Here is a 13,664-nt window from a genome sequence, read left to right as displayed (position 1 = left end):
GCAATCAGCAGCGCCCGCCCGGCAATGGGCATACCTCACCGCATCCCGCCATACCGGGAAGCATATATCGGAGGCAGCAGACACGTCGTCTATTGATCGTCACGCCGCCGTTACCTGAAATTTCTTGCACGAGCCCTAGCATCGGGTTCGGTATGTCCTCCGACCAAAGTGCAGTCTGGAGGAGCTCCAGTCCTTCCGCTTCCAGAGCAGAGTCGGTCAATCTTCCGATCTCGGTCACGATCCAGGCGAAGTAGGCCACGAGATTGGACCAGACAAGCCGCCGAGCCACCCCGGTGTTTTCCGAGATCGCCGCTATCAATGGCGTTGCGTGTCGTAGCAGAAGCGGCTGGAGGGCGCTGCCGATTTGCAAATGATGTGCCTCTTCTCCCGCGTTCTGCAGGACGAAGCATCGGGGTTCTGCCGTCTCCGGGTCCAAACAGACCGCCACCTCCTCGAGCGCTAGAGGCAAGGAACGTCGCATCTCCAACCAGAATATGGTGGCACTGATCGCGAGGGTGCTGAAGTAATACATGGTCCACATGGAAACCACGGCCCGGCGATCAGCTTTGCCAAAACGGCTCGCATAGCGGTCGATAATGCCGGCAAAACGTGAGGCGTCGCAGAGTTCCCGGCATTCGATGCGCTCCACGTCTGCAGGGTCATCGAGAACGAATTTACCTTTACAGTAGGCGTATTTCCCGCCGGTCGATTGCTGTAACAGCCGATCCAGGATGTCCGGTGCATCGATATACCCCGCGTTGCCGCAGGGCCCGGCGTATCTCTCGTTTTGCTTCACTATCGTCCGATTTCGGATGGCATGGATCTTTGCGATGGACCATATAAAGTTCACTTTTATAGTCAACTTAATTCGTCGATCCCAGAGCGCCGATAGGGCGCCCTAGTCTATTTCAAACTGGCCAAGCCGATCGGCTAGTCCAGCTATGGTAGTGCTGTCCGCATTTGCAAAGGCAAAACGCAGGTATGCATCTTGGCCAACCCCGAAGTAGCCTCCCGGAATGCAGAGGACACCCGCATTTTTGGCCAGTCTTTCCGCAACGACAGCGGACGAGGTTTTGGCGAATGGGTGGCGGATGAACGCGAAGTAAGCGCCGAGGGAATCCATCTTCCACCGGGGAAGCCGGGCCATGACGGCCTTCAATGCATCGGCGCGGTTCAGGATTTCCCTCCGGTTTTCTTCTCTCCAATCAAAAAGCCTGGGTATGGCCATCGCCACTGCGGCCTGTGGTGCGCGAGGAGCACATATCTGCAGGTTGTCCATCACCTTGGCAATCTCCGCGACGGCTTGGGGTCCCGCCGTGACGGCGCCCAGCCGGTGGCCAGGAATGCAGAAGGATTTGGAAAACGAATACAAAAGGATAAGGTTTTCGGCCCAGTCCGGAGTGGACAGTAGCTCGTGCGGTTGCGCTCCGCCGGGAAGAAAGTCCCGGTATGTCTCGTCGAGGATCAGGAACGCGCCGGCATCGCGGCATGCTGCAAAGATGTCTGATAGCAGCGCGGGGGGGTATATGGCACCCGTCGGATTGTTGGGCGATACCAACGCGACGGCGCGAACGCCCGTCTGCAAGACCCGCGTGATTTCCGAAAGCGTCGGGATGAAACCCGTCTTCGGTTCCAACGAAATCAGCTCGCGTCGTATGCCGAGCATTGCGAGAGTTGTTTCCTGGTTGAAGTAGTAGGGGTCGGTCAAAGCGATAGCGTCACCACTACCGGCGATCGCCATGGCAGCCGCCATGAAGGCCTGGTTACAGCCCGAGGTTATATGAATATTCTCAAATCCCACCGGCGCCTTGTATAGCTTTCTCATTTCGGCGGCGTAGGCCTCTCGCAGAGAATCTTCTCCCTCAATCGGTCCGTAGCCCGCATAGGTGCGAGAGCCAGATGTCTGAGCGAGCCAAGCGAGCATATCGCGATGGGGCGGATAACCAGGGACAGCCTGGCTGAGATCAATGAGCGGTCCCTTCGCTTCGTCGTACGCGCGTCCCCACGCGAAGACAGAAGGAACAGGCGGAGGCGAGAGTTTCGAGACCAGAGGGTTGAAAGCGGCATGTGACATGCGGGGTCCTTGATGGATCAGGCGTCCTATTCCGGGCGCTCGATTGTCGTTTTGGCAGTACGGCGTCTTGGCGAGGAGCCAGTTCTGCCGCTGTTTTGGGTTGGTCTTGGGCGGCCGCTGTGTTCAGATTCTATCGTCTCGAACACCCAGTCGATGAACACTTTGGCAATTGGAGCGGAGCGGACATCGTTGCGTGATGCAACGTAGAAAGCGTCGGGTGCCGGAACGGTGAGATCGAATGGAATCACCAGCTCTCCCGCCGTAATCAAGCTTAAAGCCGTAATGCTGTCTCCCAGTGCCACGCCATGACCGTACCGCGCCGCCTCTATCGCCAAACGTGCATCACCCATGAAATGCTGACGCGGCTTGGGCATGTCGAGTTCGTCGGCAGCGGCCAGCCAGCTGTGCCATTCTCGTCCGTCGTCCCCATGGAGAAGCACATGATCACGCAGGTCACGGAAAGACCGAAGGGCCCTGTTGTTCAGAAGCGTCGGACTGGCTACCGGAAAAAGGTCAAAATTGCTGAGAAGACGCGTCCAGCAGTCACGCCAATCTCCCTGACCATAGAGGATTGCGACATCGATCTCTGGAGACTGGAGAAGGTTGGCGTCGTTGCTCGACGTCAGTGTCAGGCTTATTTCCGGATACCGATCGGAAAAAGAGCCGATACGCGGAACGAGCCACAGAGACAGGAGTGCCGGAACGCAAGAGACGCGCAGGTTGCCACTTGTTGACGGCCGGCTCATAAGTGCGGTCGCTGCTGCTATGCCGTCGAACGCTTGCGTCACCGCCGGCAGAAGGAGTGCGGCCTGCGGCGTTAGCTTCAATCTTTTTCCTCCCCGCTCGAAGAGGCTGGTTTTCAAAGTCTCCTCGAGGCTGCGAATCTGGTGGGAAACGGCGCCGTGGGTAACGTTCAGCTCCCGCGCAGCAGCAGAAATTGAACCGCGTCGCGCCGCTGCTTCAAAAGCGCGCAGGGGATTCAGCGGTGGCAAGCGGTTTGACACAGGGTTGCGGTCCGTGAATTTTTCTCACATGCAACGCTATAACATCGTGAATTGATTTTCCAAGTAGCTCGGCGATTATTGCTTACAATGGATGCAGCGCGTGTTGCTGCCGCAAAAACAGACAGATGAAACGATCATCGTCATAATCAGGAAAATCGGCCATGGCATTTGATGCAGCGAAGCTTGCGGCACTCCGGGCGAAATACGGTGAGAGTCGCAACGGCGAGATTTTCGATCCGGAGTTCAAAAAAGTCGGAGACAAGATTTTTTCGAAAGGGACACGCGCGGCGCCGTTCGCCGGTGTGCCGACTTTCCTCTCGGCGCCCTACCGAGACATCGCGGCGGACAACCCGGACTTCGGTGATATTCAGGTGGCCATTACCGGGGTGCCGATGGATTTGGGTGTGACCAATCGGCCCGGATCCCGTTTCGGACCGCGGGCCCTGCGAGCCATCGATCGCATTGGCCCCTACAACCATGTTCTGGGTTGTGCGCCAGTTCACGAATTGCGGGTCGCCGACATTGGCGATGTGCCCCTTCGTAGTCGCTATCGGCTTGAAACGGCCCACGAGGATATAGAACGTCGCTTCAATCAGATCGTCGATGCCGGTGTGCTACCACTTGCCGTGGGGGGCGACCATTCGATTTCGTCGTCCATTCTAAAAGCGGTCGGCAAAAGAGGTCCTGTAGGGCTCATCCATATCGATGCCCACTGCGATACCAGCGCACCTTTCGAGGATACGAAGTTTCACCATGGCGGCCCCTTCCGTCAGGCCGTCCTTGATGGGGTCCTCGATCCAACCCGCACGATCCAGATCGGTATAAGAGGGTCGGCGGAATATCTCTGGGAGTTTACATATGATTCCGGCATGACCGTTATCCACGCGGAAGACATCAGCGGCCTGGGCATGCCTGCGGTCATCGAGAGAGCCAAGGCGATCGTCGGCGACGGTCCTACATACATTTCGTTTGATATCGACAGCCTCGACCCAAGTTTTGCTCCTGGGACCGGAACGCCTGAGGTTGGTGGCCTCAACACGCGAGAAGTGCTTGAGTTGCTGCGTGGACTGAAGGGGGTGAATGTTGTCGGTGGCGACGTGGTCGAGGTCGCGCCGCAATATGATGCGACGAACAATACAGCGCATGCGGGAGCTCAGGTTCTTTTCGAGATCCTGAGTCTGATGGTGTTCAGTCCCGCAATCACCGAACGGTGAGAGACACCACCACAATAGCCGGAGTGCCGGCAAAACAAATCAATGCGCCAAAGTGCCTTGGACAACAGAGGGAACATCATCATGAAAGACATTCTTTCCACTTCCACTAGCCGCCGTGGCTTGCTCGCCGGTTCGCTTGCGGCCGTTGGGGCGCTCTCGATGCCGTCGATCCTTCGCGCGCAAGACCGTTCGATCAAGGTCGGCGTCTATGGGGGTTACTTTAAGGATTCGTTCGACACGAATATCTTTCCGGATTTCACCAAGGCGACCGGCATCGCCGTCGAGTCGATCGCCGAGCCGACCGGTGAAGCTTGGCTTGTCCAGCTTGAGCAGGCCGCAAAGGCCGGCCAGGCGCCGGCCGACCTCTCGATGATGTCGCAGGTCGCCATGCTGAAGGGGCAGGCCACCGAGCTCTGGGCTCCTATCGATATGGCCAAGATCAAGAATGCCTCGGGCCTGATCGATCGTTTCGTCAACAAGTACCCGGACGGTCGTGTCGCAGGTGTTGGTGCCGTTGCTTGGTACATCACCCTCGTCACCAATACCGATGTCTACAAGGAAGCGCCCACCTCTTGGAACGCGCTCTGGGATCCGGCCAATGCCGACAAGCTCGGGCTGCTGGCTCTGGTGTCGAACTCGTTCCTTCTGGAAGTGACCGCCAAGACCCATTTCGGCGGCACCAATGCGCTCGACACCGAGGAAGGAATCCTGAAGGTCTTCGAAAAGCTTGCCGAGGTGAAGCCGAATGTGCGCCTATGGTATCGTGACGAAGCCCAGTTCGAACAGGCGCTGAAGTCGGGCGAAATCCCGATGGGCCAGTACTATCACGACGTCACAGGTCTTGCCGCTGCCGACGGCCAGCCGGTTCGCTCGACCTTCCCACAGGAAGGCGGCATCCAGGATTCGGGTTGCTGGGCTTTGTCGCGCGCGTCCGCCAAGACCGAAGAAGCACACATCTTCATCGACTACATGTGCCAGCCGTCCATTCAGGCGACGCTGTCGCGCAAGGTCGGCACGGCCCCGACGGTCAAGCGTGAACTGCTCGACCTGACAGCGGACGAATTTGCTGCCGTTTCCTCTGACATCGAGCCGATCACGCCCCGCTACGACCTCTATCAGACCAAGTCGGACTGGCTGAATCAGAAGTGGACGGAACTGATCGTCGGTTGATTGGACCAGACAGCGCCAACGTCTCCTCTCCCCGCTGCCGGGGAGAGGGCAGGGTGAGGGAAAACCCAACCACCAACGCGTGATGCTCCATCCGGGACCGTAGCGTTTGCAATACAATACGAGCGTGAGATGCTATCGCCGCGCCAAAAGGGCATCGGGCCCTGACCACTTGACTTCGGAGACATGATGTCTGGCCTCGTCCTCAATTCCGTAACCAAACAGTTCGGTCCTTTCACGGCGGTTGACCATGTGCAGCTCTCCGTGCCGCACGGGACTTTCGTTTGTTTGCTCGGCCCCTCCGGCTGCGGGAAGACCACGCTGCTCCGGATGATTGCCGGTCTCGAAAGTCCGACTGAGGGTGCGGTGGTGCTCGACGACCGTGACATCACGCAGGTTCCGACGCACAAGCGGGATCTTGGCATGGTCTTCCAGTCGCTGGCACTCTTCCCGCATCTGACTGTCGGCGAAAACATCGCCTATCCCCTGCGCATCCGTGGCATCGGCCGCGAGGAGCAGGTGAAGCGGGTCGACGAGCTGCTGGCGATGATCCACCTCACCGGCTATGCAGACCGACCGGTGCACAAGCTCTCCGGCGGCCAGCGGCAGCGCGTTGCGATTGCCCGGGCTCTTGCGATTTCGCCGAAACTCTTCCTGCTCGACGAGCCGCTGTCGGCGCTCGACGCCAAGCTGCGCGAGGCGATGCAGGTGGAACTTCGCAAGCTGCAGCAGCAGCTCGGCATCACCACGATCGTCGTCACCCATGACCAGCGCGAGGCGATGACCATGGCCGATACGGTTGTCGTCATGAGCGGCGGCAAAATCCGCCAGGCGGCGAGCCCGATCGAGATCTATCGCAAGCCGGCCGATCGCTTCGTTGCCGACTTCATCGGCTCGACCAATCTCCTACCGCTGACCGCACAGGGCGGAACGGCGCTTGTCCTCGGCCATAGCGTCGCGGGCATTTCAGCTCCATCAAGTTCGGGGCAGACGAGCCTCTCTGTTCGGCCAGAAGACGTGAAGCTAGCAGCCCCAGGCGAAGGCCGCATTACCGGCAAGGTCACCTTCATCCGCGACCTCGGCGGCACCATTGAAACTTTCCTTGATGTGTCTGGCACCGAAGTCGTCGCGGTCTCGACTCCGCGCGAACGGCCGGTCGTCACTGTCGGTCAGGATGTCGGCATCGTCATCGACCCTGAAACCGCCGTGGTGCTGTCGGCATGAGACGCGAACCGCCCAAGGCCACGCTCGACTATGCGCCGCTCGCCTTTCCCGCGGGCATGCTGATCCTGTTCTTCGTCGTGCCCTTCGCGACGATGATCGCCGTCTCCTTCTTCAAGCGAGACCCGACCGGTTTCTATTCGCCGGATTTCGTCTTCGACAATTACGCCCGCTTCCTGTCCTTCTTCTTCGGCGGCGTGCTCGGCTTTTCGCTGGCGCTGGCGATCGCTGTTGCCGTGGTCTGTGTGGCTTTGGCGCTGCCTTTCACCTATCTGCTCGCGCGCATGTCCCGCAAGGCGCAGGTTATCTGGCTGGTGGCCTTGCTCTCTGTCCTGTCTCTGTCGGAAGTCATTATCGGCTTTGCCTGGTCGACGCTGTTTTCGCGCACGGCCGGTATCACCAATCTCCTGGTCATGGTCGGCTTGATGGGGAGCCCGGTGGCGCTGATGCCGAATTTCGGCGCGGTGCTGACGGGCATGACCTATCAGGCGCTGCCCTATACGGTGCTGGTGCTCTATCCCGCCATCGTCCGGCTCGACCCGACGCTCACTGAAGCCGCGCGAACGCTCGGAGCCTCGCCGCTCCGCGCCTTCTTTACTGTGGTCGTGCCGGCGCTGCGCGATACGCTGATCGCGACGCTGATCATGGTCTTCATCTTCGCGCTCGGCTCTTATCTGCTGCCGCAGATCCTCGGTCGCCCCTCGCACTGGACGCTGTCGGTGCTCATCACCGATCAGGCGATCTACCAGTCCAACATGCCGTTCGCCGCCGCCATGGCCGTATTCCTCGTGCTGGTCACGCTTGGCATGGTCGCACTGACGTTGCTCATCGGTCGCAAGGGAGAGGCAGCATGAATACGGTCCTGACACGCCTCTATTTCACTCTGATCGGCTTCTTCCTCGCAGCGCCCATCGTTGTCGTCGCTGGGGTGTCGGTAAATGCCAAGCAAAGCCTGAACTTTCCGCCGCAGGGCTTTTCGCTATCTTGGTACGGCGCGATCTTCACCGATGCTGGTTGGCGATCTGCGTTGTTTTCATCTTTGACACTGGCGTTGCTGTCGGCCGCGCTTGCGGTCGCGATCGCGTTGCCGCTTTCCTGGTTCCTTTGGCGTCGAATTGCTCCCTGGGCACAGATATTCCAGCTGCTCGGCATCGCTCCTTTCACGCTGCCGCCGGTGATAACTGCGCTTGGCTTGCTCACTTTCTGGGCTGCGACCGGAGCTTACGGTCAGCCCTGGACGGCGGTCATCAGTCACGCAATCTTCTTCGTGACGCTGCCGCTGGTGACGCTGTCATTGGGTTTTTCGGCGATTGATCGCTCACTGGTGGAAGCGGCATCCGTCATGGGTGCTGACGATCGAACGATCTTTCGGACGGTGATACTGCCCTTAATCACGCCCTACCTTGTTTCCGGCTATGCCTTTGCTTTCGTATTGTCGCTCAATGAATACATCGTCGCCTACATGACAGTCGGCTTCACGATGGAGACTTTGCCGATCAAGATCTTCAACGCGCTGCGCTATGGCTACACGCCGGTCATGGCTTCGGTGTCGATTTTCTTCGTCGTGGTCGCCGCTGTCATCTTTGGCCTAGTGGCGAGATTTGGCGACTTGCCCAAACTGCTTGGCGCAATGAGCAACGGGGACCGCTGAGGAACGCACCCGCCGTCGCCAGCGGCTTCTGCGGGCGGTAAGCCAGAACTGGTATGCTTAGGCTGATAGAGCCTCATCGTAGGCAGCGATCACGTTGCGAGCGCGCTGACCGACGATTGTGGCATCGTCTCCCGGTCTGTAGAGGCTTGATCCGAGTCCGAAACACGTCACGCCGACTTTCCGGTACCGGGTGAAATCAACTTCCGACACGCCGCCTACCGCACCCAGCGCAACATCCGGCGGAAGAATTGCCTTGATCGCGTTTATACCTTCCGGACCAAGCACGCTCGCGGGGAAGAACTTCAGTGCCGAGGCTCCGGCCTCCGCGGCTTGAAGGGCTTCAGTCGCGGTGAAGGCCCCGGGCATCGTGACCATACCGAAGGCCGATGCCGCACGGATAACTTCCGGATTTGTGTTCGGAGTGACAACAAGGTCGCCGCCGCAATCCCGCAACTGCTGTACCTGCTCGACCTTCAGGACTGTACCTGCGCCAATCAATCTTTCGGCTGGCGCCATTTTCCTCGCCTTCTCGATCGAAACGAAAGGTGTCGGTGAATTGAGCGGTATCTCTATGGCCTCAAAGCCTGCTTCCAGCAGCGTGCCGACAACAGCTTCCGTCTCTTCAGGCTTTATTCCTCGAAGGATCGCGACAAGATTTCGCTTGAGATTTGGCCATTTTACCTGAGACATGGAGGACCTTCATTACCTGGAGAAAAGGGTTTCGGCGGCCGCAAACAGTCCTCTGCGAACCAGCTTTGCACCATCCAACACCACTGAGGGCCGCGTTGCGATCCGCAACGCTTCACCATAAAGCCCGTTCAAGCGTTCCGAGCCTACGAGATAAACAGTGTTCTTGTCGGGAAACATCTTAAGCGCTGCAGATATCTCACTGCCGATCAGAAGACCAGACAAACGCGCGGTCGCTGCAGGAGGTGGCACGTTAGCTAAAAGACCACCCGCGCGGATCGAGAAAAGCGCAGACATCAGCGAAAATCCCTGCGCAAACGTTTCTTCTACCGCGTCGGAAAAGGCCGACATGTCGAGCCCAGTGTTTGACGAGGTGTCGACGGAGAGCCGCAAGATCGACTGTCGGCTGATCAGATCGAACAGTTCTCCCGTCATCATAGTGGTGAAACCAGTGAGCACTCCGTCCTCAAGGCACGCCCATTTACTGTGTGTCCCCGGCAGACAAAAAATGCCGTTCTGGTGGCCCTCTGCCAAAGCGCCCGCCAATTGCGTTTCCTCGCCGCGCATTACATCGTATGCAAGGGGGGCTCTTTGGCACACTCCGGGAAGGATGTAGACCTGCCGTGCGGGGTGTGGCGCCTTCACCGCCCCATGCGCGAGCGCATCGAGATTTGCAGGGACGGCGAGATAGGCTGTCTCGATCCATCCTGTGCGCGCACCGGCCATGCCCGCGATAACGACGGGGAGATCGGCGCCAGCTTTGAGTTCCGCGAGATGTTGATCAAGGACTCCAGCGAACTCGTCTTTCGCCAGCCCTTGCATGCCTTCGGCCGACTGCCGTTCCGCGAGCACAATGCCATCGCTGTCGAGGAGCCAGACACGAAAGTTGCTGGTTCCCCAATCGACGGCCGCTACGAATGGCTCACTCATTTTAGCTGCGCCTTAATCGAAGAACTCATCGGTCAGCACGCTTTCCCCGCAAAGGAAGGCGTCAGCGACAATACGAAGAGGCTGGAAGTCAACGTCGGACTCTCCGTTTTGCAGAAGCTCGGCGAAACGCGCGTAGATTCCAGCATATTCCCGATCCGGCCCGGTTCCCGTCAGTTTGTCATCGACATACATTTCGCTGCCGCCCTTGGAGAGCCGGAGCACGCCTTCGCGGGTGGTGACCTCGATGTCCCAGGTTTGCGGGCCCTCCTGACGCCAATCGAAATCGGCGGAGATTGGAACTCCGGCGGCGCTGCGCATCCGCAGTGTTGCGCCTATGGGTTGCCGCTTGTTGGACGGAACTTCGAGCCTGGCTTTTTCCACAATTACCGGATCGGAAAGAAGGGCGGTCAAGATGGAGAGAGCATTGATGCCGGGGTCAAAGACGCCGAAGCCGGCGGGTTCCCAGATCCACGCCTGACCCGGATGCCAGCGGCGGACATCTTCTTTCCAGACTATCTCGGCCCCCGTGATGTCCTTTCCGGATAGCCAGGCCTTGGCGGGTGCGACCGCCGTGGCGAAGCGGGAGTGCCACGTTGCGAACAGGGTGACGCCCGCCTTCCTTGCCATTTCCGACAACGCCTCGGCCTCGCCGATGGTGGCAGCGGGAGGCTTTTCGAGCATGACATGGCGACCCGCGGAAATAGCCTTGGCGGCCATGTCGAAGCGAACTTCAGGCGGCGTGCAGAGCGAAACCGCGGTGACGTCGGGACGAGACTTGAGGAATTCGTCGAAGTCGGTGAAGTTCTCAATCCCCTCGATCCGTCCATGACGCGACACTGCGGCCTCAAGCTCGAACGCCGGATTTCCGGCGATCGAGGGAATATGCTGGTCGCGCGCAATCTTGCCGACGCCCACGAGGGCCAGGGAAACGGGCTTCATCGTCATATTCCTTAGTGAGAGTCCCTGCCGACTTCCGAGCCGCGACATCCCTTGAGGAAATCGAAGTCCGCACCAGTGTCAGCGCCTTCGACGTGATCGTGATACAGGCGCGCATAACCGCTTGCCGGCGGTTCCACCGGCGGACGCCAGTTGGCGAGGCGGCGCTGCATTTCCTCGTCGGAGATATCGAGATGTACCTTCCGCGCCTCGACGTCGATTTCGATGAAGTCGCCATTTGCCACGATCGCGAGCGGACCGCCGCGCGCTGCTTCCGGCGACGTGTGCAGTAGAACCGTGCCGTATGCAGTTCCGGACATGCGTGCGTCGGAGATGCGGACCATGTCGGTGATGCCCTTCCGGAGCACCTTCGGCGGCAGACCCATGTTGCCGACCTCTGCCATACCAGGATAACCGCGGGGACCGCAGTTCTTCATGACCATGACGCAGGTCTCATCGATGTCGAGGGTTTCGTCGTTGATCTTGGCCTTGTAGTCATCGATGTCCTCGAACACCACAGCGCGACCGCGATGCTTCATCAGGTGTGGCGAGGCCGCCGACGGTTTCAGGACACACCCCTTCGGCGCGAGGTTACCCCGCAGGACGACGATGCCGCCCTGTTGCGTGAGCGCACGCTCGACCGGGCGGATGACATCCTCGTTCCAGTTCCGGACGTCCTTGACCTCTTCCCATATGCTGGTGCCGGAGACGGTCAGCGCGTCCTTGTGCAACTTTCCGGACTCGCCAAGCATCTTGATGACAACGGGTAGACCGCCGGCATAGAAGAACTCTTCCATCAGGTATTCACCTGAAGGCATGAGGTTGACGATAGTCGGAATGTCTCGACCCAACCGGTCCCAATCGTCCAGCGTCAGGTCTATTCCGACACGGCCTGCCATAGCGAGCAGATGGACGACTGCGTTGGTTGAACCGCCAATGGCACCATTGACGCGAATGGCGTTTTCGAAAGCCTGCTTCGTCATGATGTCGGACGGCTTGAGGTCGTCCTTTACCATTTGCACAATCCTGCGGCCGGAGAGTTGCGCCATTACCTTGCGCCTGCTGTCGACGGCTGGAATGGCAGCATTACCGGAAAGGGCCATGCCCAACGCTTCCACCATCGAAGCCATCGTGGATGCGGTGCCCATGGTGTTGCAGGTGCCGCTGGAGCGAGACATCGAAGCTTCCGCCTCGAGGAACTCATCCTGAGACATCTCACCCGCCTTCACGGCCTCCGAAAACTTCCAGAGATGGGTTCCCGACCCAACGCGCTCGCCACGGAAGTAGCCGTTCAACATCGGGCCGCCGGTGACGACGATTGACGGCAGGTCCGTGGACGCGGCGGCCATCACGAGTGACGGCGTGGTCTTATCGCAGCCAACCAGAAGGACGGCGCCATCAATGGGCTGGCCGCGCATGGCCTCCTCGACCGAAAGGGCGGCCAAGTTGCGGTACATCATGGCTGTCGGACGGAACGTATTTTCCGACGCGGAGAACACCGGAATTTCAACGGGAAATCCGCCTGCTTCCCACACACCGGCCTTCACCTTCTCCGCCAGTTCTCGCAGATGCCCGTTGCAGGGTGTCAGGTCGGACCAGGTGTTGAGGATGCCGATCACCGGCCTTCCATCGAACAGGTCGTGGGGATGGCCCTGATTCTTCAGCCAGCCGCGGTGGTAGATCGTGTCGCGCGAATTTCCGCCATACCAGTGCTGAGATCTAAGCTTGCGGGGCCAAGGGGCCGGTTTGAAAGCACTCATGATGTTCTTCTCTGTCCAGTTTCAGAGCCGCCCAAAGCGGCCAGGCGTCACAGCATCTTGACGGTCAGCGGCTTCTCGGCTGCTCGCGAGAGGCGATTGCGCAGTGGCAAACCGAATTGCGGAGCGTCGATTTCGAAGACGTCGCCTTCCTGGGTCCTTATGCCGTCGGCGAACGAAAGCGTTGCGGTACCGTACATGTGCACATGCAGGTCGCCCGGCTGGCAGAACAGCGCGTATTTGAAGTGGTGATACTCCAGGTTGGCGATGGTGTGGGACATGTTATCCTCGCCTGAAAGGAAAGGCTTTTCCCAAAGGACCTCGCCATCCCTAAGGATACGCGATGTGCCTTCGACGTGATCCGGGAGAGGAGCAACCAATAGCTCGGGGCCGAACGCGGCCTGCCGCAGTTTCGAGTGCGCCAGATAGAGATAGTTGATCTTCTCCGTCACGTGGTCGGAAAACTCGTTGGCGACCGAAAAACCGAGTCGGAAAGGCGTCCCGTCCTCGCCAATGACATAGAAGCCCGCGAGCTCAGGCTCCTCGCCGCCATCCAGCGCAAAAGGCGGAGACACGAGATCGTCGCCAGGTGCGACGGCCATCACACCGTTGCCCTTGTAGAACCATTCCGGCTGTACGCCGGTCTCGCCAGCTTTCGGCTTCCCCCCTTCGATGCCCATGCGGAACATCTTCATGGAATCGCTCATACCGGTCGTATCCGCATGCATGCTGTCACGAGCCGATGCAGAGCCGGTATGGGTGAGCCCGGTGCCTGTCAGGTACATGTGAGCCGCGTCCGGATGCCGGACGGGGCAGTCGAGTTTGCCTGCCGCAGCGAGGTCGGGGAGGTTGACTGTTTCCCCTTTGCCGCGCTGTTCGATCACCGTTTTCAGCGAAGAGTTGGCCTTGATAGCAGCCAGAGCGAGTTCATAGGTCGAGGAAACGCCTGGCACGATCGTCGCCACTTCGCCATGGCGGCAAATGACGCCACCGGCCTTCAATTGAGACAGAAACATCCGATAT

Annotated in this window: 13 protein-coding genes; 5 read left to right on the top strand and 8 right to left on the bottom strand. The window is 59.3% G+C overall.

Annotated elements, in window-relative coordinates; all coding sequences use genetic code 11:
• Positions 1 to 4: 4 nt before the first annotated feature.
• The 3 genes from fhuF to J5J09_RS16305 form a co-directional block, all read right to left on the bottom strand.
• Positions 5 to 796, bottom strand: a complete 792-nt coding sequence (gene fhuF, locus J5J09_RS22985) for a siderophore-iron reductase FhuF (protein WP_208552299.1) — start codon at positions 794 to 796, stop codon at positions 5 to 7.
• 102 nt (positions 797 to 898) lie between these two features.
• Positions 899 to 2,074: an aminotransferase gene (locus J5J09_RS16310; RefSeq protein ID WP_208552296.1), complete on the bottom strand. Its 1,176-nt coding sequence runs from the start codon at positions 2,072 to 2,074 to the stop codon at positions 899 to 901.
• Positions 2,075 to 2,100: 26 nt separating this feature from the next.
• Positions 2,101 to 3,078, bottom strand: a complete 978-nt coding sequence (locus J5J09_RS16305) for a LysR substrate-binding domain-containing protein (RefSeq protein ID WP_208552293.1) — start codon at positions 3,076 to 3,078, stop codon at positions 2,101 to 2,103.
• A gap of 161 nt (positions 3,079 to 3,239) precedes the next feature.
• Here J5J09_RS16305 and speB point away from each other — a divergent pair, with 161 nt between their 5' ends.
• From speB to J5J09_RS16280, 5 genes are all read left to right on the top strand, one after another.
• Complete coding sequence (speB, locus tag J5J09_RS16300) at positions 3,240 to 4,292, top strand: agmatinase (RefSeq protein ID WP_208552290.1); 1,053 nt, start codon at positions 3,240 to 3,242, stop codon at positions 4,290 to 4,292.
• 159 nt (positions 4,293 to 4,451) lie between these two features.
• Positions 4,452 to 5,462, top strand: coding sequence for an ABC transporter substrate-binding protein (locus tag J5J09_RS16295; RefSeq protein WP_246745987.1), 1,011 nt, complete (start codon positions 4,452 to 4,454; stop codon positions 5,460 to 5,462).
• Positions 5,463 to 5,648: 186 nt separating this feature from the next.
• Positions 5,649 to 6,683: an ABC transporter ATP-binding protein gene (locus J5J09_RS16290; protein ID WP_208552284.1), complete on the top strand. Its 1,035-nt coding sequence runs from the start codon at positions 5,649 to 5,651 to the stop codon at positions 6,681 to 6,683.
• Positions 6,680 to 7,534 (top strand): ABC transporter permease, encoded by an 855-nt coding sequence (locus tag J5J09_RS16285; protein ID WP_208552282.1) that lies wholly within the window; start codon positions 6,680 to 6,682, stop codon positions 7,532 to 7,534. The genes J5J09_RS16290 and J5J09_RS16285 overlap by 4 nt, the downstream gene beginning before the upstream one ends.
• Complete coding sequence (locus J5J09_RS16280) at positions 7,531 to 8,331, top strand: ABC transporter permease (RefSeq protein WP_208552280.1); 801 nt, start codon at positions 7,531 to 7,533, stop codon at positions 8,329 to 8,331. Before J5J09_RS16285 ends, J5J09_RS16280 begins: the two co-directional genes overlap by 4 nt.
• 57 nt (positions 8,332 to 8,388) lie before the next feature.
• Here J5J09_RS16280 and J5J09_RS16275 read toward each other — a convergent pair whose 3' ends face one another.
• From J5J09_RS16275 to araD1, 5 genes are read right to left on the bottom strand one after another with little or no spacing between them, the layout of a single operon-like run.
• On the bottom strand, positions 8,389 to 9,021 hold the full coding sequence (locus tag J5J09_RS16275; RefSeq protein WP_208552278.1) for a 2-dehydro-3-deoxy-6-phosphogalactonate aldolase: 633 nt from the start codon (positions 9,019 to 9,021) through the stop codon (positions 8,389 to 8,391).
• Positions 9,022 to 9,033: 12 nt separating this feature from the next.
• On the bottom strand, positions 9,034 to 9,948 hold the full coding sequence (locus J5J09_RS16270; RefSeq protein ID WP_208552277.1) for a 2-dehydro-3-deoxygalactonokinase: 915 nt from the start codon (positions 9,946 to 9,948) through the stop codon (positions 9,034 to 9,036).
• Between the two features lie 12 nt (positions 9,949 to 9,960).
• On the bottom strand, positions 9,961 to 10,887 hold the full coding sequence (locus J5J09_RS16265) for a Gfo/Idh/MocA family oxidoreductase (RefSeq protein ID WP_208552276.1): 927 nt from the start codon (positions 10,885 to 10,887) through the stop codon (positions 9,961 to 9,963).
• Between the two features lie 11 nt (positions 10,888 to 10,898).
• The gene (araD, locus tag J5J09_RS16260) at positions 10,899 to 12,644 is read right to left on the bottom strand and encodes an L-arabinonate dehydratase (protein WP_208552275.1); all 1,746 of its coding nucleotides are present in this window, start codon (positions 12,642 to 12,644) and stop codon (positions 10,899 to 10,901) included.
• Between the two features lie 47 nt (positions 12,645 to 12,691).
• A complete protein-coding gene (gene araD1 / locus J5J09_RS16255) occupies positions 12,692 to 13,657 on the bottom strand; it encodes an AraD1 family protein (RefSeq protein ID WP_208552274.1) in 966 nt (321 codons plus the stop codon).
• Between the last annotated feature and the right edge of the window lie 7 nt (positions 13,658 to 13,664).

It is taken from the genome of Ciceribacter sp. L1K22 (genome assembly GCF_017599385.1).
Classification (GTDB): domain Bacteria; phylum Pseudomonadota; class Alphaproteobacteria; order Rhizobiales; family Rhizobiaceae; genus Allorhizobium.
Note: the sequence above shows the minus strand (reverse complement) of the source record. Positions and strands in the feature narration are given on the sequence as shown.

What these genes read in the sequence shown, in the direction of transcription:
- J5J09_RS16280 (WP_208552280.1), top strand. Translation starts at nt 7,531, where the DNA reads ATGAATACGGTCCTGACACGCCTCTATTTCACTCTGATCGGCTTCTTC.
- J5J09_RS16265 (WP_208552276.1), bottom strand. Translation starts at nt 10,887, where the DNA reads ATGAAGCCCGTTTCCCTGGCCCTCGTGGGCGTCGGCAAGATTGCGCGC.
- J5J09_RS16285 (WP_208552282.1), top strand. Translation starts at nt 6,680, where the DNA reads ATGAGACGCGAACCGCCCAAGGCCACGCTCGACTATGCGCCGCTCGCC.
- araD (WP_208552275.1), bottom strand. Translation starts at nt 12,644, where the DNA reads ATGAGTGCTTTCAAACCGGCCCCTTGGCCCCGCAAGCTTAGATCTCAG.
- J5J09_RS16275 (WP_208552278.1), bottom strand. Translation starts at nt 9,021, where the DNA reads ATGTCTCAGGTAAAATGGCCAAATCTCAAGCGAAATCTTGTCGCGATC.
- J5J09_RS16310 (WP_208552296.1), bottom strand. Translation starts at nt 2,074, where the DNA reads ATGTCACATGCCGCTTTCAACCCTCTGGTCTCGAAACTCTCGCCTCCG.
- J5J09_RS16270 (WP_208552277.1), bottom strand. Translation starts at nt 9,948, where the DNA reads ATGAGTGAGCCATTCGTAGCGGCCGTCGATTGGGGAACCAGCAACTTT.
- araD1 (WP_208552274.1), bottom strand. Translation starts at nt 13,657, where the DNA reads ATGTTTCTGTCTCAATTGAAGGCCGGTGGCGTCATTTGCCGCCATGGC.
- J5J09_RS16295 (WP_246745987.1), top strand. Translation starts at nt 4,452, where the DNA reads ATGCCGTCGATCCTTCGCGCGCAAGACCGTTCGATCAAGGTCGGCGTC.
- J5J09_RS16290 (WP_208552284.1), top strand. Translation starts at nt 5,649, where the DNA reads ATGTCTGGCCTCGTCCTCAATTCCGTAACCAAACAGTTCGGTCCTTTC.
- speB (WP_208552290.1), top strand. Translation starts at nt 3,240, where the DNA reads ATGGCATTTGATGCAGCGAAGCTTGCGGCACTCCGGGCGAAATACGGT.